The organism is Microbacterium sp. MPR-TSA4, assembly GCF_058792815.1.
Genome location: NZ_JBXAFF010000002.1, coordinates 159818 through 180745, shown reverse-complemented (window position 1 = coordinate 180745; position 20928 = coordinate 159818). Strand labels below are relative to the sequence as shown.

Here is a 20928-nt window from a genome sequence, read left to right as displayed (position 1 = left end):
CTCGACCACTGGAGGTCACCGTGTCAGAGATCATCACGCCGGCGCTCGTCAGCCTTGACGCGTCGCTCGGCACCGACAAGCGGGCCGTCATCGACGCCCTCGCCGCGCGCGTGGCGGCGACGGGGAGGGCGAGCGATGCCGCAGCCCTCGCCGCCGACGCCTGGAAGCGCGAGCAGACCGACGAGACCGGTCTGCCCGGCGGCATCGCGATCCCGCACGCCAAGAGCGCCGCGGTGCGCGAGGCGACGCTCGCCTTCGCCCGTCTGAAGCCGGGCATCGACTTCGGCGCGGAGGACGGTCCGGCCGACCTCGTCTTCCTCATCGCCGCCCCGGACACGGCGGCCGAGGAGCACCTCGCCGTGCTGTCGCAGCTCGCGCGCAGCTTCATGCGCGAGGACTTCACCGCGGGACTGCGCGCGGCCGAACGGCCGGAGGACGTCGTCGCCCTCGTGACCGCGGCCGTGTCGGGCACCGCTGCTCCGGCAGCGTCGACGGCGCCCGCCGCGACGGCGAGCGCGGACAGCGCGCACCTGATCGACGGACGCCCCGCCCGGATCGTGGCGGTCACGGCGTGCGCGACCGGCATCGCCCACACCTTCATGGCGGCCGACGCCCTCACCGCGCAGGGCGGCAAGGACGGCGTCGACCTCATCGTGGAGCCGCAGGGATCGAGCGGATACAAGGCGCTCGACCCGAAGATCATCGAGGCCGCCGACGCCGTCATCTTCGCCGTCGACGTGGACGTGCGCGAGCCGCAGCGCTTCGCCGGCAAGCCCGTCGTCCGCGCCAGCGTCAAGCGCGGCATCGAGGCGCCCGGTCAGCTGGTGGCCGAGGCCATCGCCGCTGCGAAGAACCCGAACGCGACCCGCGTCAGCGGATCGGCCGCGGCGGCATCCACCGCCACGTCGGGCGCGGGGGAGTCGTACGGCGCGAGCATCAAGCGCGCGCTGCTGACCGGCGTCAGCTACATGATCCCCTTCGTCGCCGGCGGCGGTCTGCTCATCGCCCTCGGCTTCCTGCTGGGCGGCTATGAGATCGCGTTCAACGCGGACAAGATCCTCGGCGCGTCGACGCTGTGGAACCTCGGCGACACCTCGCTGATCGTCTACCTCGGCGCCGTGCTGTTCAAGATCGGCGCGCTGTCGTTCGGCTTCCTGGTGCCGGCCCTCGCCGGTTACATCGCGTACGGCATGGCCGACCGGCCGGGTATCGCCCCCGGTTTCGTCGCCGGTGCCGTCGCGGGCTTCATGGGCGCGGGCTTCCTCGGCGGCATCGTCGGTGGTCTGCTCGCCGGTGTCGCCGCCCGCTGGCTGAACGGCCTCGACGTGCCGCGCTGGCTGCGCGGTCTCATGCCGGTCGTGATCATCCCGCTGCTGGGTTCGATCTTCGCCTCCGGTCTCATGCTGCTGGTGCTCGGCGGTCCGATCGCCTGGCTCACCAAGGCCCTCAACGACTGGCTGTCGGGCCTCACCGGCGCCGGCGTGATCATCCTCGGCATCATCCTCGGCCTGATGATGTGCTTCGACCTCGGCGGTCCGGTCAACAAGGTGGCCTACGCCTTCGCGACCGGCAACCTTGCCGCGGGCATCGCGGGCGACGAGCGCTACCTGCAGATCATGGCGGCCGTCATGGCTGCGGGCATGGTCCCGCCGCTGGCGATGGCCCTGGCATCCACCGTCATCGACCGCAAGCTCTTCACCGAGCCGGAGCGCGAGAACGGCAAGGCGGCCTGGCTGCTCGGCGCTGCGTTCATCTCCGAGGGTGCGATCCCGTTCGCGGCGGCCGACATCTTCCGGGTGATCCCGGCGATGATGCTCGGCGGCGCGGTGACCGGTGCGCTCTCGATGGCGTTCGCCGTCACGAGCAAGGCGCCCCACGGCGGCATCTTCGTCTTCTTCGCGATCGACAACTTCTGGCTCTGGCTGCTCGCCATCGCCGCGGGAACGGTCGTCTCGGCATTCACCGTCGTCGCGCTGAAGCGCTTCGCACGCCGTGGATCGGCCGTGAACGAGGGTATTCCCGGTGCGTCCTCGGTTTCTCCCGAGGCCGTGAACGCCTAGTCTCGATGGAGATATCCCAACACGATCCAAGGAGGATCCCATGGCAGAACGCCAGGCCACCGTCGCCAGCAGCTCGGGTCTGCACGCGCGCCCCGCGAAGCTCTTCGTGCAGGCGGTCCAGCAGACCGGCGTCCCCGTGACGATCGCGGTCGAGGGCGGTCCTGACCTCAACGCCGGCAGCATCCTCACGCTGATGGGGCTGGGCGCCACGCAGGGCACCGTCGTCACGCTCAAGGCGGAGGGCGAGGGCGCCGAGGCGGCCCTCGACACGCTCGTCGCGTTCCTCGAGACGGACCACGACGCCGAGGCCTGATCGGACACGGATCCACGGATGCCGCGACCCCCGGATGCTCTCCGGGGGTCGCGGCATCCGGCGTTCGGGGCCTCAGAGATCGATGGCGTCGCCCGGGTCGAGCGGGCTGAACCGACCCCCGCCCTGTTCGGCCGCCCACTGCAGACGTTCGCGGTGCATGTCGAGTCCGATGCGCGAGAGCGTCATGTCGTGCGTCGCGAAGGCGTGCTCGGGCCGCACGGCGAGGACGAAGTCGATCGCCTCGCCGATCTTCAGCCACGGCGCGCCCACCGGCGCGGCGAGGAGCCGGACCTCGACCCCTTCGGGGACCGCGTAGGAGTCGCCGGGGTAGTAGAGCTCGTCGTCGACGAGCACGCCGACGTTGTCGATGACGGGGATCGACTCGTGGATGACGGCGTGCCGCCCGCCGAAGAAGCGCAGCGCGAACGGGCCGGCGCTCACGCTGTCGCCCGGAGCGACGACGGTGACGCCGAACTCCGCGGCCGCATCCGCGACACCCTGCGGCCCGTAGATCGGCACGTCGGGCGCGTGCTCACGGATGCGACGGAGGTGCTCGGGCGTCCAGTGGTCGGGGTGCTCATGGGTGAGCACGACGCCCACCGTCCCGGCCAGATCCTGCAGCGGAAGAGTGAAGGTTCCGGGGTCGATGATCAGCTGGCTTCCTTCGCGCTCGAGGCGCAGGCAAGCGTGTTCGTGTTTGGTGACGCGCATGTCGCTCAGTCAACGCCTGTCCCGCGATCCGGGCAAGCCGGACGCGCATCCGGGCCTCGATTTGGCGAGGGGTCGTTCGCCATGGCATAATCGAACGGTTGCTTACGCAGCGAAAAGGTACGGCCCCATCGTATAGCGGCCTAGTACGCCGCCCTCTCACGGCGGTAACGCGGGTTCGAATCCCGCTGGGGTCACCACCGCAGAAGCCCGGTCCACACGGACCGGGCTTCTGTCGTCTGCGGGTCTGTCGCGACGCGACAGACCCCGAGGTGGGTCAGGCTGCGGGACCGGCCTCGTCAACGGTCTCGGGCGCGCGGGTGCGGGCCCGACGACGGCGGACGACCCGGCGCGCACCCCACACGATCAGGGCGGCGAACGCGATCAGGCCGAGCCAGGGGAGCAGGAACCCGATCGCGATGACCAGGCCGTTGAGAGTCGCGACGAGACCGTTCCAGCCGGCCGCGACGCCGTCGCCGAATCCCGCCGGATCGGCGGTGACGGCGGGGGCGGGCGTGACGAGCGAGACGCTCAGCGTCGACATCTCGACCTGGGACTGCACCCAGGTCAGCTGCTGTCGGAGGGACTCCAGCTCGGACTGACGCTCCGACAGCGCGGACTCCGCCGCGATCAGATCGGCGGTCGACGACGACTGCTGCATCAGCTCCGTGAGGCGTGCGACGGAGGACTCGAGGGCGGAGACCCGGGCGCGCAGGTCGACGGCCTCCGTGGTCACGTCGCGCCGGTCGGTCTGCGACGAGGTCACCGTCCCGTAGGCGGACAGTCCCGCGACCGTCTCGGAGAGGCGGTCGGCGGGGATGCGGACGGTGATCCACGCGCCCGACGGCATCGGCATGACGACTCCCGTTCCCGACATGACGTCGACGGGCGCTCCGGCGCCGGTGCTCTGGGATTCGACGTAGCCGCCCGCGGCGACGGCTGCCGCCGCGATGCCCTCGGCCGCGGCAGCGGCGTCCGCGACCTCGACGGTCGCCGAGGCGGTCGTCGCGATCTCGCGTCCCGCGCTCCCGGTGGAGGCGTCGGCCGCCACGCCGGCTCCGCTCATGCCGCCGGCCGCGGCATCCCCGGCCCGTCCGTCGGTCAGCCCGAGCTCGGCGGTGCTCCCGCCCGGTGCGATCACCGCGGGAAGGGCGGCGGACGCCGTCCCGGACGTGCCCTGCAGGGTTCCCGCGATCGACGGTGCCATGATCGCCGCGACCGCCACGACGGCGGCGGCCGCCGCCCCGCCCATCCAGATGCGGCCGCGCCGGACGGCGCGGATCCGTTCGCGTTCGCTGCGCTCCCACTGCGCGCGACGTTCGTCCGCGATGCGTGCGAAGAGCGCGTGCTCGATCGCCTCCACGCGATTGTCGCCGAGCTCGGGCAGTGCGGTGTGTGCGGTGGTCATGACCCCTCCGATGCGATGGTGGTGCGCAGTGAGCTGCGGATGCGGGAGAGACGATTGCGGACGACACCGTGCGTGACGCCGAGGTGCTCGGCCGCCGCCTGGTAGCCGTAGCCCTCGGCGGCGCACAGACGGAAGATGCTCTGGTCGAGCTCGCTGAAGGTGGCGACCTCCGCCGCGATCCGATCGGCGAGGTCGGCGTCGATCACCTGACGTTCGATGTCGACGCCGTCCGGCACGGATTCGTCGACGGGCGCTCCGAGATGCGCGCGGTCGCGGTGCTGGCGGCGCACACGGTTCGCCGCTTGGAATCGGCAGACCGTGACGAGCCAGGGGAGCAGCGACGCGCTGTGCAGCTCCAGTTCCCGGAGCTTGCGCCACGCGGCCAGGAACGTCTCCTGGGTCACGTCCTCGGCATCCTGCGCCGTGCCGACCAGGCCGTGCGCGATCCAATAGACGGGCCGCGCATAGGCGCGGTAGAGCGTCCGGAAGGCGAGCTCGCTGCCGGCGGCGGCCTCCGCGACGAGCTCGGCATCGGTGCGCGTGCCGGTGTCCTGGGTCATCGTGTCCTCATCGTCTCTCACTCAGGAAGTGTCGGCGGTGGAGGAATCGTCTCAGATCCGATCGCCGCCGGCCTGCGGGCCGACCGGCGGGGAGCGCCGCCGGGGTGCGAGCCGGTATCGTGTCCTGAGCGAGAGGGAGTATCCCGTCCTCGCGCGTCCGTCATCACGGGCCCGTCGTCGGGACCCCGGGCGCGCGCCGCCGCCGCCCGACGGGTGGTCGCGGGGGAGAGACTTTCGACGTTTCGTCATCCCTCGAAAGGCCTGCATGGACCTCCCCGTCTGGTTCGAGATCGGCTCGCTCGTCGTGCTGGTGCTCATCCTCGTCGCCGACCTCGTGCTCATCGCGAAGCGACCGCACATCCCGTCGCCCAAGGAGTCGAGCCTGTGGGTCGTCTTCTACGTCGCCCTCGCGCTCGTGTTCGCGGGATTCATGTGGTTCTTCGCCGGCGGCGAGTATGCCGGGCAGTTCGTCGCCGGGTGGCTCACGGAGTACAGCCTCTCCATCGACAACCTCTTCGTCTTCGTGCTGATCATGAGCCAGTTCTCGGTGCCGCGCCGGTACCAGCAGAAGGTGCTGATGGTGGGCATCATCATCGCGCTCGTGCTCCGGGGCCTGTTCATCCTCGCCGGAGCGGCGATCATCGAGCAGTTCAGCTGGATCTTCTACATCTTCGGGGCCTTCCTCATCTACACCGCCTGGAAGCAGGCCTTCCCGGGCGGCGACCACGAGGACGAGGTCAAGAAGGAGTCGTTCATCGTGCGGCTGCTGCGGCGCACGATCGACATCAGCGACGACTACGACGGTCCGAAGGTGCGCACGGTCGTCGACGGCAAGCGGATGTTCACGCCCATGATCATCGTGTTCGTGGCCATCGGCATGACCGACCTGCTGTTCGCGCTCGACTCGATCCCCGCGATCTTCGGCATCACCCAGAACGCGTTCATCGTGTTCACGGCGAACATCTTCGCGCTGATGGGGCTGCGCCAGCTCTACTTCCTGTTGGGCGACCTGCTCGACCGGCTCAAGTACCTGCACTACGGCATCGCCTTCATCCTCGCCTTCATCGGGGTGAAGCTGATCGCGCACGCGATGCACGAGAACGAGCTCCCGTTCATCAACGGCGGCGAGCACATCGCGTGGGCGCCCGACATCTCGACCTGGATGTCGCTCGGAGTCATCGTCGTCTCGATGGTCGTGGCGACCGGGGCGAGCCTCGTGGCCTCCGCGCGGGAGCGCGGCGCAGAGCCCGCGGCGGCGCCCCGGACGCCGGCAGCGGCGGCCGAAGCGGTCGCCGACGAGAAGGGCACGCCGCCGACCGTCGAGGGGCGCTGAGGGCGACGCCGATCCACGCGGTGGTATTCTGAGGCCGTGCGGATCGCTCGTCTTCTCCTTAGCGGCCGCGACGAGACCTCGTTCTGAGCCCTCACTCGTCGCGGAGTCCGTCGCGGGCTTGATCCTCTTATCTGGAGAACGAGACAGCATGAGCATGACGATTCCCGACCGCCCGCGGACCCTCGCCGAGAAGGTGTGGGACGACCACCTCGTGGTCAAGGGCGAAGACGGCCAGCCCGACCTGATCTACATCGACCTGCACCTGGTGCACGAGGTCACGAGCCCGCAGGCCTTCGACGGCCTGCGTGCGGAGGGCCGCCCGGTGCGGCGACTCGACCTCACGATCGCGACCGAGGACCACAACACCCCGACGCTCGAGATCGACAAGCCGATCGCCGACCTGACGAGCCGGACGCAGATCGAGACCCTGCGTCGCAACGCGGAGGAGTTCGGCGTACGCCTGCACTCGCTCGGCGACAAGGAACAGGGCATCGTCCACGTCGTCGGGCCCCAGCTGGGCCTGACCATGCCCGGCATCACCGTCGTCTGCGGCGACAGCCACACCTCGACGCACGGCGCGTTCGGTGCCATGGCCTTCGGTATCGGCACGAGCGAGGTCGAGCACGTCCTGGCCACGCAGACCCTGCCGCTGAAGCCGTTCAAGACGATGGCCATCACCGTCGAGGGCGAGCTGAAGCCCGGGGTCACCGCGAAGGACATCATCCTCGCGATCATCGCCAAGATCGGGGCGAACGGCGGCCAGGGCTACGTGCTCGAGTTCCGCGGCAGCGCCATCCGGTCGCTGTCGATGGAGGGCCGCATGACGATGTGCAACATGTCCATCGAGGCGGGCGCCCGCGCCGGCATGATCGCCCCCGATGAGACGACGTTCGCCTACGTGAAGGACAAGCCGCACGCCCCCCAGGGCCAGGACTGGGACGACGCCGTCGCCTATTGGCGCACGCTGCCGAGCGACGAGGGCGCCGTCTACGACGCCGAGGTCTTCCTCGACGCGAACGAGCTCGAGCCCTTCGTCACCTGGGGCACCAATCCCGGGCAGGGCGTCTCGCTGTCGGACGTCGTTCCCGACCCGGCATCCTTCGCCGACGCGAACGAGCGCGCGGCCGCGGAGCGTGCGCTGGAGTACATGGATCTCGCCGCCGGCACGCCGTTGAAGGACGTCGCGGTGGATGCCGTGTTCATGGGCTCCTGCACGAACAGCCGCATCGAGGACCTGCGCGCCTTCGCGTCGGTCATCGAGGGGCGTCAGAAGGCGGAGCACGTGCGGGTGATGGTCGTCCCCGGCTCGGCGCGCGTGCGCCTGGAAGCCGAGGCGGAGGGCCTCGACAAGGTCTTCACCGCGTTCGGCGCCGAGTGGCGGTTCGCGGGGTGCTCGATGTGTCTGGGCATGAACCCCGACCAGCTCGCCCCGGGCGAGCGCTGCGCCTCCACCAGCAACCGCAACTTCGAGGGCCGTCAGGGCAAGGGCGGGCGCACGCACCTCGTGTCGCCGCTCGTGGCCGCCGCCACCGCGGTGCTGGGCCGCCTCGCGAGTCCGTCCGATCTGCCCCGTATCGACTCACCTGCGGAGCGCGCGACGACCGGGATTGGAGCCTGACGTGGAGAAGTTCACGACCCACACCGGCGTCGCCGCCGCGCTGAAGCGTTCGGCGGTCGACACCGACCAGATCATCCCCGCGGTCTACCTCAAGCGGGTGACCAAGACCGGTTTCGAGGACGCACTGTTCGCCAACTGGCGACAGGACCCCGAGTTCGTCCTGAACCAGCCGACGTTCTCGCACGCCTCGGTGCTCGTCGCGGGTCCCGACTTCGGAACCGGGTCGAGCCGCGAACACGCCGTGTGGGCGCTGCGCGACTACGGCTTCCAGGTGGTGCTGAGTCCGAAGTTCGCCGACATCTTCCGGGGCAACGCCGGCAAGCAGGGCCTGGTCACGGGCGTGATCTCCGAGGCCGACCTCGAGGCGATCTGGGCCGAGATCGACGCGCATCCGGGCGCCGAGATCACCGTCGACCTCGTCGAGCGCACCGCGACGATCGGCGAGCTCCGGGTCTCGTTCGAGATCGACGATTACACTAGGTGGAGACTCCTCGAAGGCCTCGACGACATCGGGCTGACCCTGCGCAACGAGGACAGGATCGCGCAGTTCGAGGCGCGCCGCGAGGCGTGGCGCCCCCGGACGCTGCCGGTCCGCTAGGACGGACCCGCCCCCGATCGGGGCATGCCCGCCCCTCTCCTTTCCCGTCCTCGACACACGATGTGAGGTTCGATCCATGAACACCCTCCTGAGCGCTTCGGCGTCGACACCCGCCGGAGGCGAGGGCTCGGTCCTCGAGATCCGGGGCGGGCGGCCGCTGACCGGACGCGTCGAGGTGAAGGGCGCCAAGAACCTCGCCACCAAGGCGATGGTCGCGGCGCTGCTCGGCGAGACCGAGAGCGTGCTGCGCGACGTACCCGACATCAGCGATGTCCAGGTCGTGCGATCGCTCCTGGAGGTGCACGGCGTGACCGTGACCGACGACGGCGACGGCGTCCTGCGTCTCGACCCGCGCGGAGCGGTCTCGGCGCACATGGAGGAGATCGACGCCCACGCGGGCGCGTCGCGCATTCCGATCCTCTTCTGCGGACCGCTGCTGCACCTGCTCGGCCAGGCCTTCATCCCGGACCTCGGCGGATGCCGCATCGGCGACCGTCCGATCGACTTCCACCTCGACGCGCTGCGCGCCTTCGGTGCGACGGTGGACAAGCTGCCCAGCGGCATCCGCCTCTCCGCTCCGAACGGGCTCTCCGGGGCGAACATCGCCCTGCCGTACCCGAGCGTGGGAGCGACCGAGCAGGTGCTGCTGACGGCCGTGCGCGCGAAGGGCACCACCGAGCTTCGCAACGCGGCCATCGAGCCGGAGATCATGGATCTCATCGCCGTCCTGCAGAAGATGGGCGCGATCATCTCCTACGAGCCCAACCGCGTCATCTTCATCGAGGGTGTCGAGTCGCTGCGCGGCTACGACCACCGGAGCATCTTCGACCGCAACGAGGCCGCATCCTGGGCCTGCGCGGCGCTGGCCACGGACGGCGACATCTTCGTCGGCGGAGCGAAGCAGCAGGAGATGCTGACCTTCCTCAACGTCTTCCGCAAGGTGGGCGGCGACTTCGACATCCACGAGGACGGCATCCGTTTCCGCCGCGGCGGTGCGCTCAAGCCCGTCGTCGTCGAGACCGATGTCCACCCCGGTTTCATGACCGACTGGCAGCAGCCCCTCATCGTCGCGCTCACGCAGGCCGAGGGCGTCTCGACCGTTCACGAGACGGTCTACGAGAACCGTCTCGGCTTCACCCAGGCCCTCAACAAGATGGGCGCCGACATCGTCGTGCACCCCGAGGGCATCGCCAGCGCCGACCGTCGCGTCCCGCGCCGCGCGCTGGAGCAGGCCGCCGTCATCACCGGTCCGACGCCGCTGCACGGCGCCGACGTCGTCGTTCCCGACCTGCGCGGCGGCTACAGCTACGTCATCGCCGCCCTGGCCGCGGAGGGGACTTCGCGCGTCGCGGGGGTGGACATCATCCGCCGCGGCTACGAGAAGTTCCTCGAGAAGCTGACGGCGCTGGGCGCCGACTTCGACGTCGTCGGATGACCGGCGTGGCCCGTCCCGCGCGGCGACGCGCCTCCGCCGAGAAGACGCGGCCCAGCGCCTTCTGGCCGCTCGCCGCACTCATCGTGCCGGCCGTCGGGTGGTTCGCGAAGATCGAGATCACCGGCGCCGAGCACCTGCCCGCCGAGGGTCCGTACGTGCTGGCCCCCAACCACTACAGCGAGTTCGACCCGCTGATCCTGGCGGTGGGCACGTGGCGCATGGGCCGCGCTCCGCGGTTCATGGCGAAGGAGAGCCTGTTCCGCGTCCCCGTCCTGGGCGCCGCCCTGCGGGCGACCGGCATGGTCCCCGTCGCCCGGTCGTCGTCGTCCGCGGCGGCGAAGCAGACGCTGCAGCAGTCCGAAGACCTCGTGACCCACGGCCGCGGCGTCATCGTCTACCCGGAAGGCTCGCTCACCCGCGATCCGGACATGTGGCCGATGCGCGGCAAGACCGGGGCCGTGCGCCTGGCTCTGGCCGCCGCGGAGCCCATCCCCGTGATCCCGGCCGCGACCTGGGGTGTGCAGCAGATCCTCCCGCGCTACGGCAAGCTCCGCCTCTGGCCACCGCGGCGACGCGTGCGGCTGGCGCTGGGTCCCGCCACCGATCTCTCGGCCTACACCGGCGCCGGCGCGATGGGTGCGGCGAATCTCGTCGCGGCCACGGATGCCGTGATGGCCGACGTCGCCGCGCTCCTCGGCACCCTGCGCGGCGAGGAGCCCCCCGCCGAGCGCTGGAACCCGGCCGCCCACGGCCAGAACGAGACGGGTCGCCTTGAGTCGTAGGGGCGAGTCGGCGATGCCCCGGGTCGCCGTGATCGGCTCGGGCAGCTGGGGCACGACGTTCGGCAAGGTGCTCGCCGACGGGGGAGCGCACGTCGTCATGTGGGCTCGTCGTGCCGAGCTGGCCCAGGAGATCCAGGAAGGCCACCGCAACAGCGAGTACCTGCCCGGGATCAACCTGCCGCGCGCCATGTCCGCCACGACGCACCTGTCCGAGGCGCTCGAAGGGGCGTCGCAGGTGTACCTCGCGATCTCCAGCCAGGCCCTCCGCCAGAACCTCAAAGCGGTGCGCCCCCTCGTCGCCGACTCCGACGCGCCGATCGTGTCGCTGATGAAGGGCGTCGAGAAGCGCAGCGGTCTGCGGATGAGCCAGGTCATCGAGCAGGAGCTGCACTGCGACCCGACGCGCATCGCCGTGGCATCCGGGCCGAACCTGGCCCTGGAGATCGCGCGCGAGCAGCCGACCGCGGCCGTCATCTCCTCGACGAGCCGGGAGACGGCCGAGGCGGTGGCCCGACGCGCCCGCAACGACTATTTCCGCACCTTCGTCAACACCGATGTCATCGGCACGGAGTTCGGCGGCGTGCTGAAGAACCTCATCGCCGTCGCGATCGGCATCGTCGACGGCGTCGGCTACGGCGAGAACACGAAGGCCTCGATCATCACGCGGGGTCTCGTCGAGATGACCGACTTCGCGGTCGCGCAGGGCGCCCAGCAGGAGACCCTGCAGGGGCTCGCCGGCCTGGGCGACCTCATCGCGACCTGCCAGTCGCCGCTGAGCCGCAACAACACCGCGGGCCGGCTGCTGGGCCAGGGCTACAGCTTCCAGGACGTCGTGAAGCAGATGAACCAGACCGCCGAGGGACTCGCGTCGGTCGCCCCGGTGCTGCAGCTCGCGCGGGAGTCGGGTGTGCACATGCCGATCGTGGAGCAGGTCAAGATGGTCCTGGACGGCACGATGAACCCGCGCGACATCGCGCCCCACCTGACCACCGACGACGACAAGCCGACGGGCGAGAGGACCCAGAATGGACAAAGCGGTAGTGGCGGTGCTCTTCGGAGGGCGTTCCAGCGAGCATTCGATCAGTTCCGCCACGGCGGGGGGAGTGCTGCGGGCGATCGACCGTGACCGCTTCGCGGTCATCCCCATCGGCATCACCCGCGAGGGTGCTTTCGTCCTCGAAGACGACGACCCCGACAAGTTCGCCCTCGACCCCGGGCACCTGCCCGAGGTGGTCGACAACGGCACGCGCATCCTCTGGCCGGATTCCGTCCGCTCGCGCGAGCTCAAGGTCCAGGATGCCGACGGCATCCGTTCGCTGGGTCCGATCGACGTGGTCTTCCCGATCCTGCACGGCCGCTTCGGCGAGGACGGCACCATCCAGGGCTTCCTCGAGCTGCTCGATCTGCCGTACGTCGGCGCGGGCCTGCTCATGTCCGCGATCGGCATGGACAAGCACACGACCAAGAGCGTCCTGAAGGCCGCGGGCGTGCCGGTCGTGCCGTGGGTCACGGTGACGGAGCGCGACCTGGCGCGCGACCACGATCTCTGGCACCGCCGCATCCGCTCGCTCGGCCTGCCCGCCTTCGTGAAGCCCGCCCGCGCGGGCTCGAGCGTCGGGGTCTCGAGGGTCTCCGACTGGTCGGAGCTGGACGCCGCGCTGGCGACGGCCTTCGCCGAGGACGACACCGTCCTGGTCGAGCAGGCCGTCGTGGGTCGCGAGGTGGAGTGCGGTGTGCTGGCCGGCCGCGACGGCGAGCCGGCGCGGGTCAGCGTGGCCGGTGAGATCGTCATCAGCGGCCGTGAGTTCTACGACTTCGACGCGAAATACCTGGATGCCCCCGGCATCGACCTCGTGTGCCCCGCCGACCTTCGAGAGGGCGAGCTCGCCGAGATGCAGCGCATCGCGGTGCGCGCGTTCGAGGCGGTCGGCGGCGAAGGACTCGCGCGCGTGGACTTCTTCTTCACCGGGACGGAGTTCTTGGTCAACGAGGTGAACACGATGCCCGGCTTCACGCCCATCTCGATGTTCCCGAAGTGCTGGATCGCGTCGGGGATGAGCTACCCGGAGCTGATCAGCGAGCTGATCGACCTCGCCCGCGTGCACTGAGCGGGGCGCGAGTCCCGCCGCCGGGAATCGACGCTCAGGACGTCGGACGGTCGGTGCAGGATCGGCCGTCCGTGGGCAGCTGCTGCACCGCCGACGACAGCGCGCTCAGGACATCGCGGCCGCTCACGAGGTCGTAGTCGAGATAGACCTCGGCGGCCGGCGTGCGGCCGAACGTGGTGAAGCGGTAGTGCGGCGCCTCCGCGTCGTCGACGAGCCAGTCGATGCCGTCCACGGTCTGGCAGACCAGGGTGCTCGGGCCCGGCGCCGCGAGTCCGCACGTGAGCAGGACGCTCGCGGGGGAGCCCCATGCTCCGGTCGCCTGGGCGTCGGTCCACCGGCGCTCCTGGCCGTCGACGGTCGCGGGAAGGCGCGCCGTGACCGCGGCGCAGGCGGGGTCGTTGGCGCTCTTGGCCGGGGTCATCGACACGGTGGCGCTGCACCCGGTGACGCCGAGGGCGACCGCGACGGCGAGCACCGCGGTCGCCGAGATGACGAGCGGACGCGAAGCAGGCACCCCTCCAGGCTACCGTGGAGGAATGACCCCGCCTCCCACCGAGACCGTGCGCGACCTCGGCGAACGCGAGCTCCTGCGACGCATCCTGGGCGTATTCGAGGGGTCGTCCCGGGCCGTCGTCGGCCCCGGAGACGACGCCGCGGTGCTCCGCGTCGACGACGGGCGGGTCGTGGTCTCGACCGACACGCTGGTCCACGGTCCCGACTTCCGTCTCGCGTGGTCGTCGGGCTTCGACCTGGGGTGGAAGGCGGCCGCCGTGAACCTCTCCGACATCGCCGCGATGGGCGCCCGTCCGACCGCGCTGTTCGTCGCGCTCATGCTCCCCGACGACACGTCGGCCGACCTGGTCATCGACATCGCGCGCGGAATGCGCGCCGCGTGCGACGCCCTCGCCCCGGGGTGCGCCGTCGAGGGCGGCGACCTGGCGGCATCCGACACCCTGAGCATCGCGGTCACCGTGCTGGGCGTGCTGGACGGTGCGGCGCCCGTGCGACGCTCCGGTGCGCGCGTCGGCGATGTGGTCGCGGTCGCGGGTGATCTGGGGGCGGCGGGCCGAGGACTCGCGCTGCTCTTCGATCGCTTCCGCGACGACCGTGGGCGGCCCATCGCGGTGGATGCCGCGGCCCTCACTCCGGCCGCACGCGCCGACGTCGAGGCGCAACGGCGTCCGCGGCCGCCGATCGCTCTCGGACCGGTGGCGGCCCGTGCCGGCGCCACCGCCATGATGGACGTGTCGGATGGTCTGCTGCTGGACGCGTCACGGATGGCGGACGCCTCGGGCGTGAGCATCGACCTCGACGACACCCTCGACGACATGGCGCTGCGCGGCGGTGAGGATCACGCCCTGCTGGCGTGCTTCGGGGCGGGAGCCGACCTGCCCGACGGCTTCCGGCGCATCGGCCGCGTCACGGCCGGCGACGGCGTCGTCACGGTCGGCGGCGCCCTCCCCGGCGGCAGAGGCGGATGGGATCCCCACCGCGACTGGGACGCCGGACGGGGATAGCCCGGGCGAGTGCCACGGGATCCGGCCTCGGGAGCGGACCGTGGTCAGGCCGGTCGCACCCACCAGAGCGTGGTGTCGCCGTAGGCGCGGTCGCGCTCGGGGACGAGCGACGCGGGGAGCATCGGCGCTCCCGACCGCGTCGCCCGCTCCACGATCACCACGGCATCCGCCGACAGGCGCGGAGCCAGCGCGTCGAGCGCGCCGCTCAGCTCGTCTTCGGGAAGGTCGTATGGAGGATCGAGGAAGACGAGATCGAACGCGGCCCTGCTCGCCCGCAGGAACGCGTCGACCGACGAACGGTGCACGCGTACCGAGACCCCCGGCACGGCCTTCGCGACGGCGCGCACGTTGCGCTCGGCGACCGCGGCGGCGCGGGGCGCGCGCTCGACGAGATCCGCCGAGGCGGCGCCGCGGCTCACTGCCTCGAGCCCGAGCGCACCGGAGCCCGCGTACAGGTCGAGCACCGCCGCCCCGGCGACCAGATCGGCCGCGTCGAGCGCGCCGAACAGCGATTCGCGCACGCGGTCGCTGGTGGGTCGTGTCCCGGCATCCGGGACCGCGAGAGCCAGCGAGCCGGCGCGGCCGGAGATGATGCGCGTCACGGCTTCACCTTAACGGGCACCTCACGCCGCGGGCGCGTCGGCCCGCTCGCCGGCGGCGCCGTCGTCCTCGCTGCGCAGTCGCGGTTCGGTGCGCCATTCGGGGCGGAATCCCGCCTTGTCGGCGTAGAACGCGCGGATGCGGTCCATGTCGCTCGCGACGTCGCCGGTGAGCTCCACGGTCGGACCGAGCCCGGTCGTCATCGTCGTGCGATCGACGTAGCCGAGGGTCAGCGGCATGCCCGTCTCCCGGGCGATGCGGTAGAAGCCGCTCTTCCAATACGCGTTCGCTCCGCGCGTCCCGTCGGGCGTGACGACCAGCCCGAACACCTCACCGGCACGGATGCGGGCGACGATCTCCTCGACGACGCGACCCGCATCGGTGCGATCGACGGGGATGCCGCCCAGCGCGCGCATGAGCGGCCCTCTCCAGCCGGCGAACAGCGCGTCCTTGCCGAGCCAGTGGATGCGCATGCCCAGGCGCCACGAGATCGCCAGCATGAAGACGAAGTCCCAGTTGGAGGTGTGGGGCGCGCCGATGAGCACCGTCGGCCGCGTGGGGGCGGGGGTGGATCGCAGGCGCCACCGGCTGCACAGCCAGAAGAGTCGGGAGAGGAAGCGTCGGAGCACCACGCGACTCTACGGGCGCGTGCTGTGCTCCCGCCCAGCGGCGGGCCGCGCTCGGCGTCGGCGGGCCTGAATAGACTCGGTGCATGCCCGCGTTCACGCTCGACACCGCTCTGGTCGATGCGCTGGGGGCCCCGACCGCGAAGCTGTTCGAGCGTGCGTTCGGCATGATCACGGTGGCCGATCTGCTCACCCACTACCCGCGCCGCTACGCCCGTCGCGGAGAGCTCACGCCGATCGACTCGCTGCCGCTGGGGGAACAGGTGACGATCGTCGCCGAGGTGCGCTCGGTCTCGTCGCGGCAGATGCGTCAGCGCCGCGGCTCGCTCCTGGAGGTCGTCATCAGCGACGGGGCGGGAGCGCTGACGCTCACCTTCTTCAACCAGGCGTGGCGCGCCAACGACCTCCAGGTCGGTCGCCAGGGGATGTTCTCCGGCAAGGTCGGACAGTTCCAGGGCCACCAGCAGCTGGCCCACCCCGACTACACGCTCTTCGAGGACGTGGACACGGCCCGTCTGAACGCCCAGGCCCAGCAGCACACGCCCATCCCCATCTACCCCGCGACCAGCACGGTGGCCACCTGGCAGGTGCAGAAGGCGGTCGGCGTCGTCCTGCAGAGCCTGGCGGGGGTGGCCGACCCGCTTCCCGAGCCGCTGCGCCGCCGGGAGGGACTGCTGGAGGCGGATGCGGCGCTGCGCCGCATCCACGCCCCCGAGAGCTTCGAGCAGATCGACGACGCCCGCCGCACCCTGCGCATGCACGAGGCCTTCGTCCTGCAGACGGCGCTGCTGCAGCAGCGCGAGGCCGTGCGGGAGATGGCGGCGACGGCACGGCGCACCGGGCGGCTGCTCGCCGAGTTCGACGAACGGCTGCCGTTCGCGCGCACGCCCGACCAGCTCTCCGTCGGCGACCGCATCGCCGCCGACCTCGAGGGCGACTGGCCGATGAACCGGCTCGTGCAGGGCGAGGTCGGATCGGGGAAGACGCTCGTGGCGCTGCGGGCGATGCTGCAGGTCGCGGAGTCCGGCGGTCAGTCGGCCCTCATCGCGCCCACCGAGGTGCTCGCCGCCCAGCACGTGCGCTCGATCGCACGGATGCTGGGACCCCGACTCGCCCCCGAGCTCATGCCGACGCTGCTGACCGGTCAGCTGCCCGCCGCGGAGCGGCGCAAGGCGGCCCTACGCGTGGCGTCGGGGCAGGCGCGGATCGTCGTCGGGACGCACGCGCTGCTGAGCGCGTCGACGACCTTCGCCGATCTCGGGCTCGTCGTCGTCGACGAGCAGCACCGCTTCGGCGTCGAGCAGCGGGAGACCCTGCGCGCGAAGGGCACCGCGCCCCACGTGCTCGTCCTCACCGCCACGCCGATTCCCCGTACCGTCGCGATGACCGTCTTCGGCGACCTCGACGTGTCGACCATCCGCACGATGCCCAGCGGCCGTGCCGGCATCGCGACCCACGTCGCGCCTCTCGCCGAGAAGCCGGGCTGGTTCGGGCGCGTGTGGGAGCGGGCAGCGGAGGAGGTCGCCGCCGGCCACCAGGTGTTCGTCGTGTGCGCCGCGATCGACGCCGAGGCCACGGGCAAAGAGGCGCGGGATGCCGCGGACGAGGCTCCCGCCGGCGCGCCGCCGGTCGAGGGCGAGCAGCCCCGCACGCGGTGGGGCGTCGTCCAGGTGGCCGCGCTGCTGGCGGGCATCCCCGCGTTCGACGCGCTGCGCGTCGAGATCCTCCACGGACGGATGCCGGGTGAGCAGAAGGATGCCGTCATGCAGGCCTTCGCGCGCGGTGAGATCGACGTGCTCATCGCGACGACCGTGGTGGAGGTCGGCGTGGACGTGCCCAACGCGTCGGCGATGATCATCCTGGAGGCCGATCGGTTCGGCGTCTCCCAGCTGCACCAGCTGCGCGGACGCGTGGGCCGCGGCGAGGTGCCGGGCCTGTGCCTGCTGGTCACGGAGGCTCCGGAGGGAACGCCCGCGCGCTCGCGGGTCGAGGCGGTGGCCGCCACGACCGACGGCTTCCTGCTCGCCGAGGTCGACCTGGAACTGCGCGGCGAGGGCGACGTCCTCGGCGACGCGCAGTCCGGCGCGCGCACGTCGCTGCGGCTGCTGAGGGTGGTCGCCGACGCCGATCTCATCGCCTCGGCGAGCTCCGCCGCCGAGGACGTCCTGGCCGAGGATCCGACGCTCTCCCGGCATCCCGGGCTGGTCGCCGCGATCGAACGTCGGGTCGGGCAGCAGGAACGCGCCGCGCTGTCCAAGAGCTGAGTCCTCAGGAGGCTCCCCGGGCCCCGCCGCTAGGCTGATCCGCATGAACAACCGCATCGCGGTGGTCCCGGGCTCCTTCGATCCGCCGACCCTCGGTCATCTCGACGTCATCCGCCGCGCCGCGGCCCTCTACGACGAGCTGCACGTGCTGGTCGTGCACAATCCGGGCAAAGAGGCGATGCTGCCGATCGCGCAGCGGCTGAGCCTGCTCGAGCAGTCCATCGCCGAGGAGGGCGTCGAGGGTGACGTCATCGTCGCGTCCTGGAGTGTCGGACTCCTCGTCGACTACGCACAGGACGTGGACGCCGGCGTGCTCGTGAAGGGGATCCGCTCGCAGGTGGACGTCGCCTACGAGACCCCGATGGCCATCGTCAACCGTCACCTCGCGGACATCGAGACCGTCTTCCTGCTGCCCGATCCCGCGCACGCGCTGGTATCGAGCTCGCTGGTGCGTCAGGTCGCCGCCCTCGGCGGAGACGTGTCGCCGTTCGTGCCCGGGCCGGTCGCGCGCTTCCTCGACACGGGCGCGGGGGAGAGCTGACGGCCCTCTCGGGCGCACGGACGACTAGCATTGCGTGGTGGTCAGAAAGCATGTGAGCGGTCCGTTCGTCTTCCCCGTCAGGGACATCGCCCATCGCGCGGGAGAGATGCGTGAGTTCGACGTCGAGGTCCCCGCACCGGCGAAATGGGGCGAAGGACTCGTCTCCATCGCGCAGGGCGAGCCCATCGATCTGGCGGTGCGTCTGGAGTCGGTGCACGAAGGCATCCTCGTCACGGCGGAGATCGACACCGCGTACTCCGGCGTCTGCGGGCGGTGCCTCACCGACATCGTCCAGCCTGTCGAAGTCGAGATTCAGGAGCTCTTCGGGTATCCTGGCACGGAAGCGATCGACTTCGAGGTTCAAGACGACCACGTGGATCTTGAAACTCCGGTCAGGGATGCGATCGTCCTCTCGCTTCCGTTCCAGCCGGTGTGCCAGCCGGACTGCCCGGGGCTCGACCCCGTCACGGGCGAGAAGCTGGCCGCAGGAACCGCGCCGGAGATCCCGATCGACGAGCGCTGGGCCGCGCTGAAGGCCCTCACCCCAGACCCTGACGACGAGGCTCCGCGCCCTGTCGTCACCGACACAGAGAAGAGCTAGCCATGGCAGGTAACCCCCCGAAGCGGAAGGTCTCCCGCTCCAACACTCGTTCGCGTCGCGCGCAGTGGAAGGCCGAGGCCCCCACGCTCGTCAAGACCGTCGAGAACGGCAAGGTCGTCTACAGCCGCCCGCACCAGGCGAAGGTCGTCACCGACTCGCAGGGCACCGAGCTGTTCCTCGAGTACAAGGGCCGCAAGGTCGCCGACATCTGATCGCGGCGGCCATCTGATGGCGGATGCCGTGATCGAGCACCGTGTGCTCACCGACAAGCTCGGGGTCGACATCGACCCCGAGCTTCTGTCGGTTGCGCTCACGCACCGCTCGTTCGCGTATGAGAACGGCGGCGTGCCGCACAACGAGCGGCTCGAATTCCTCGGCGACTCGATCCTCGGTCAGGCCGTGACGGTGCATCTGTTCGTCGCGCACCCCGACCTCGAGGAAGGCGCCCTCGCCAAGCGCCGGGCGAGCGTCGTCTCGACGGTCGCCCTGGCCGAGGTCGCGCGCGGTATCGGGCTCGGCGGGCATCTCCGCCTGGGCCGCGGCGAGGACCAGACCGGCGGACGCGACAAGGACTCCATCCTCGCCGACACGATGGAAGCCGTCATCGGTGCCACCTACCTCTCGGCGGGTCCGGACGCGGCCACCGCGCTCGTGCTGCGGCTCGTGCAGCCGTTGATGGCCGATCCCGACCGGTACGGCGCGGCGATGGACCCGAAGACGAGCCTCCAGGAACTGGCCGCGCGTCTCGGGCTCACGCCCCCGGTCTACGAGATCGCGGCCGAGGGCCCCGACCACAACCGCGTCTTCACCGCCACCGTGTCCGTCGGAGACACCGCCGGCCGAGGAGTGGGATCGAGCAAGAAGCAGGCCGAGATGGCCGCGGCGCTCACCCTGTGGCGCACGCTCAGCGAACGTGCCTGAGCTTCCCGAGGTCGAGGTCGTCCGCGCCGGTCTCGCACCGGCGGTGGTCGGGGCGCGCATCGTCGCGGCGGACGCGCGCGATGCCCGCGCGCTGACGCGTCACGACGGCGATGCCGGCTCTTTCGAACGCGCGTTGACCGGCCGCCTGATCACCGGCGTCGCGCGACGCGGCAAGTTCCTCTGGATGCCGCTGGCTCCGGCATCCGCCGACGACGCCCCTCGCGGCGCCGTCATCGCCCACCTCGGGATGAGCGGACAGATGCTTCTCCGGGCATCCGGTGCCCTGGTGGAACGGCACGAGCGGGTGCGCCTGGACGTCCATCACCCGGATCACGGCGACCTGGCCGTCGTGTTCGCCGATCAGCGGACCTTCGGCTCGTTGGCGATCGACGATCTGGTGCCCACGGCCGACGGGCGCGTCGGAGGGTGGGGGAGCGACGAGGCGCTCGTCCCCTCGCAGGTGGTCCACATCGGCCGCGATCCGCTCGACGACGCCTTCGACGAGGCCGCGGTCATCGCCCGGGTGCGCGCGAAGCGTTCGGCGGTCAAGCGGATCCTCCTGGATCAGACCGTGGTCAGCGGCATCGGCAACATCTATGCGGACGAGGCGTTGTGGGCCGCCCGCATCCATCCCGAGACGCCCGGCGACGCCCTCAGCGTCCGCGCGGTGCGCCGCCTGTTCGCCGAGGTGCGCGCGGTGCTGCTGAAGGCGCTCGCGGAAGGCGGCACGAGCTTCGACGCGCAGTACGTCAATGTGAACGGCCAGGCCGGCTACTTTGCGCACTCGCTCAACGCCTACGGCCGGGACGGCCTGCCGTGTCCGCGGTGCGGCCGCCCGATCGTGCGGGACTCATTCATGAACCGGTCCAGCCACTACTGTCCGCGGTGCCAGCGCCCCACCGGGTCGGGGGGGGGGGGGGGGGGGGGGGGGGGGG

At 71.0% G+C, this 20928-nt stretch carries 22 protein-coding genes and 1 tRNA gene; 17 read left to right on the top strand and 6 right to left on the bottom strand.

The annotated features are described in order from the left end of the window. The first annotated feature begins 20 nt into the window (after window positions 1-20). Both AC1Q49_RS02170 and AC1Q49_RS02165 read left to right on the top strand, forming a co-directional pair. Window positions 21-2060: a PTS fructose transporter subunit IIABC gene (locus AC1Q49_RS02170; protein ID WP_101306216.1), complete on the top strand. Its 2040-nt coding sequence runs from the start codon at window positions 21-23 to the stop codon at window positions 2058-2060. Between the two features lie 40 nt (window positions 2061-2100). After that, window positions 2101-2373: an HPr family phosphocarrier protein gene (locus AC1Q49_RS02165; RefSeq protein ID WP_060958450.1), complete on the top strand. Its 273-nt coding sequence runs from the start codon at window positions 2101-2103 to the stop codon at window positions 2371-2373. 72 nt (window positions 2374-2445) lie between these two features. Here the strand turns inward: AC1Q49_RS02165 and AC1Q49_RS02160 are convergent, their stop codons facing one another. Further along, complete coding sequence (locus AC1Q49_RS02160) at window positions 2446-3084, bottom strand: MBL fold metallo-hydrolase (RefSeq protein ID WP_492490800.1); 639 nt, start codon at window positions 3082-3084, stop codon at window positions 2446-2448. Window positions 3085-3205: 121 nt separating this feature from the next. Between AC1Q49_RS02160 and AC1Q49_RS02155 the strand changes: the two genes are divergently transcribed. Beyond that, window positions 3206-3281, top strand: a tRNA-Glu gene (locus AC1Q49_RS02155). Window positions 3282-3358: 77 nt separating this feature from the next. On the opposite strand, the gene AC1Q49_RS02150 is transcribed toward AC1Q49_RS02155, so the two are convergent. After that, entirely contained in the window at window positions 3359-4489 is a 1131-nt protein-coding gene (locus tag AC1Q49_RS02150) for a DUF4349 domain-containing protein (protein ID WP_492490799.1), read from the bottom strand. Next, on the bottom strand, window positions 4486-5049 hold the full coding sequence (locus AC1Q49_RS02145) for an RNA polymerase sigma factor (RefSeq protein WP_191008491.1): 564 nt from the start codon (window positions 5047-5049) through the stop codon (window positions 4486-4488). Before AC1Q49_RS02145 ends, AC1Q49_RS02150 begins: the two co-directional genes overlap by 4 nt. Before the next feature lie 265 nt (window positions 5050-5314). Between AC1Q49_RS02145 and AC1Q49_RS02140 the strand changes: the two genes are divergently transcribed. From AC1Q49_RS02140 to AC1Q49_RS02110, 7 genes are all read left to right on the top strand, one after another. Then, complete coding sequence (locus tag AC1Q49_RS02140; RefSeq protein ID WP_492490798.1) at window positions 5315-6382, top strand: TerC family protein; 1068 nt, start codon at window positions 5315-5317, stop codon at window positions 6380-6382. A gap of 148 nt (window positions 6383-6530) precedes the next feature. Then, window positions 6531-8000 (top strand): 3-isopropylmalate dehydratase large subunit, encoded by a 1470-nt coding sequence (leuC, locus tag AC1Q49_RS02135; protein WP_082734050.1) that lies wholly within the window; start codon window positions 6531-6533, stop codon window positions 7998-8000. 1 nt (window position 8001) lies between these two features. Next, window positions 8002-8598: a 3-isopropylmalate dehydratase small subunit gene (gene leuD / locus AC1Q49_RS02130; protein ID WP_101306221.1), complete on the top strand. Its 597-nt coding sequence runs from the start codon at window positions 8002-8004 to the stop codon at window positions 8596-8598. Window positions 8599-8674: 76 nt separating this feature from the next. After that, the gene (gene murA / locus AC1Q49_RS02125) at window positions 8675-10033 is read left to right on the top strand and encodes a UDP-N-acetylglucosamine 1-carboxyvinyltransferase (RefSeq protein WP_060958456.1); all 1359 of its coding nucleotides are present in this window, start codon (window positions 8675-8677) and stop codon (window positions 10031-10033) included. Further along, window positions 10030-10815 carry a lysophospholipid acyltransferase family protein gene (locus AC1Q49_RS02120; RefSeq protein WP_060958457.1) on the top strand — a complete coding sequence of 262 codons (786 nt, stop codon included), beginning with the start codon at window positions 10030-10032 and terminating at the stop codon, window positions 10813-10815. The genes murA and AC1Q49_RS02120 overlap by 4 nt, the downstream gene beginning before the upstream one ends. A gap of 13 nt (window positions 10816-10828) precedes the next feature. Continuing rightward, window positions 10829-11941, top strand: coding sequence for an NAD(P)H-dependent glycerol-3-phosphate dehydrogenase (locus AC1Q49_RS02115; RefSeq protein WP_060958458.1), 1113 nt, complete (start codon window positions 10829-10831; stop codon window positions 11939-11941). After that, window positions 11841-12923 carry a D-alanine--D-alanine ligase family protein gene (locus AC1Q49_RS02110; RefSeq protein ID WP_492490797.1) on the top strand — a complete coding sequence of 361 codons (1083 nt, stop codon included), beginning with the start codon at window positions 11841-11843 and terminating at the stop codon, window positions 12921-12923. The genes AC1Q49_RS02115 and AC1Q49_RS02110 overlap by 101 nt, the downstream gene beginning before the upstream one ends. A gap of 34 nt (window positions 12924-12957) precedes the next feature. Here the strand turns inward: AC1Q49_RS02110 and AC1Q49_RS02105 are convergent, their stop codons facing one another. After that, the gene (locus AC1Q49_RS02105) at window positions 12958-13437 is read right to left on the bottom strand and encodes a DUF3515 family protein (RefSeq protein WP_060958460.1); all 480 of its coding nucleotides are present in this window, start codon (window positions 13435-13437) and stop codon (window positions 12958-12960) included. A 22-nt stretch (window positions 13438-13459) separates the two neighbouring features. Here AC1Q49_RS02105 and thiL point away from each other — a divergent pair, with 22 nt between their 5' ends. After that, window positions 13460-14440, top strand: a complete 981-nt coding sequence (thiL, locus tag AC1Q49_RS02100) for a thiamine-phosphate kinase (protein ID WP_492490796.1) — start codon at window positions 13460-13462, stop codon at window positions 14438-14440. 44 nt (window positions 14441-14484) lie between these two features. Here thiL and AC1Q49_RS02095 read toward each other — a convergent pair whose 3' ends face one another. Together AC1Q49_RS02095 and AC1Q49_RS02090 are read right to left on the bottom strand one after the other, a co-directional pair. Further along, window positions 14485-15042 carry an RsmD family RNA methyltransferase gene (locus AC1Q49_RS02095; protein WP_492490795.1) on the bottom strand — a complete coding sequence of 186 codons (558 nt, stop codon included), beginning with the start codon at window positions 15040-15042 and terminating at the stop codon, window positions 14485-14487. A gap of 21 nt (window positions 15043-15063) precedes the next feature. Continuing rightward, the gene (locus tag AC1Q49_RS02090; RefSeq protein ID WP_101307222.1) at window positions 15064-15669 is read right to left on the bottom strand and encodes a 1-acyl-sn-glycerol-3-phosphate acyltransferase; all 606 of its coding nucleotides are present in this window, start codon (window positions 15667-15669) and stop codon (window positions 15064-15066) included. An 83-nt stretch (window positions 15670-15752) separates the two neighbouring features. On the opposite strand from AC1Q49_RS02090, the gene AC1Q49_RS02085 reads away from it, so the two are divergent. From AC1Q49_RS02085 to mutM, 6 genes are all read left to right on the top strand, one after another. Continuing rightward, window positions 15753-17930 carry an ATP-dependent DNA helicase RecG gene (locus AC1Q49_RS02085; protein ID WP_492490794.1) on the top strand — a complete coding sequence of 726 codons (2178 nt, stop codon included), beginning with the start codon at window positions 15753-15755 and terminating at the stop codon, window positions 17928-17930. A gap of 43 nt (window positions 17931-17973) precedes the next feature. Next, window positions 17974-18471 (top strand): pantetheine-phosphate adenylyltransferase, encoded by a 498-nt coding sequence (gene coaD, locus AC1Q49_RS02080; protein WP_191008496.1) that lies wholly within the window; start codon window positions 17974-17976, stop codon window positions 18469-18471. 52 nt (window positions 18472-18523) lie between these two features. Further along, window positions 18524-19072, top strand: a complete 549-nt coding sequence (locus AC1Q49_RS02075) for a YceD family protein (protein ID WP_060958465.1) — start codon at window positions 18524-18526, stop codon at window positions 19070-19072. A 2-nt stretch (window positions 19073-19074) separates the two neighbouring features. Continuing rightward, window positions 19075-19284 carry a 50S ribosomal protein L32 gene (gene rpmF / locus AC1Q49_RS02070; RefSeq protein WP_005050211.1) on the top strand — a complete coding sequence of 70 codons (210 nt, stop codon included), beginning with the start codon at window positions 19075-19077 and terminating at the stop codon, window positions 19282-19284. Between the two features lie 16 nt (window positions 19285-19300). Beyond that, on the top strand, window positions 19301-19993 hold the full coding sequence (gene rnc / locus AC1Q49_RS02065; protein ID WP_191008497.1) for a ribonuclease III: 693 nt from the start codon (window positions 19301-19303) through the stop codon (window positions 19991-19993). Beyond that, a partial coding sequence (mutM, locus tag AC1Q49_RS02060; protein WP_492490793.1) for a bifunctional DNA-formamidopyrimidine glycosylase/DNA-(apurinic or apyrimidinic site) lyase occupies window positions 19986-20928 on the top strand: 943 nt, incomplete at its 3' end. The genes rnc and mutM, both read left to right, overlap by 8 nt.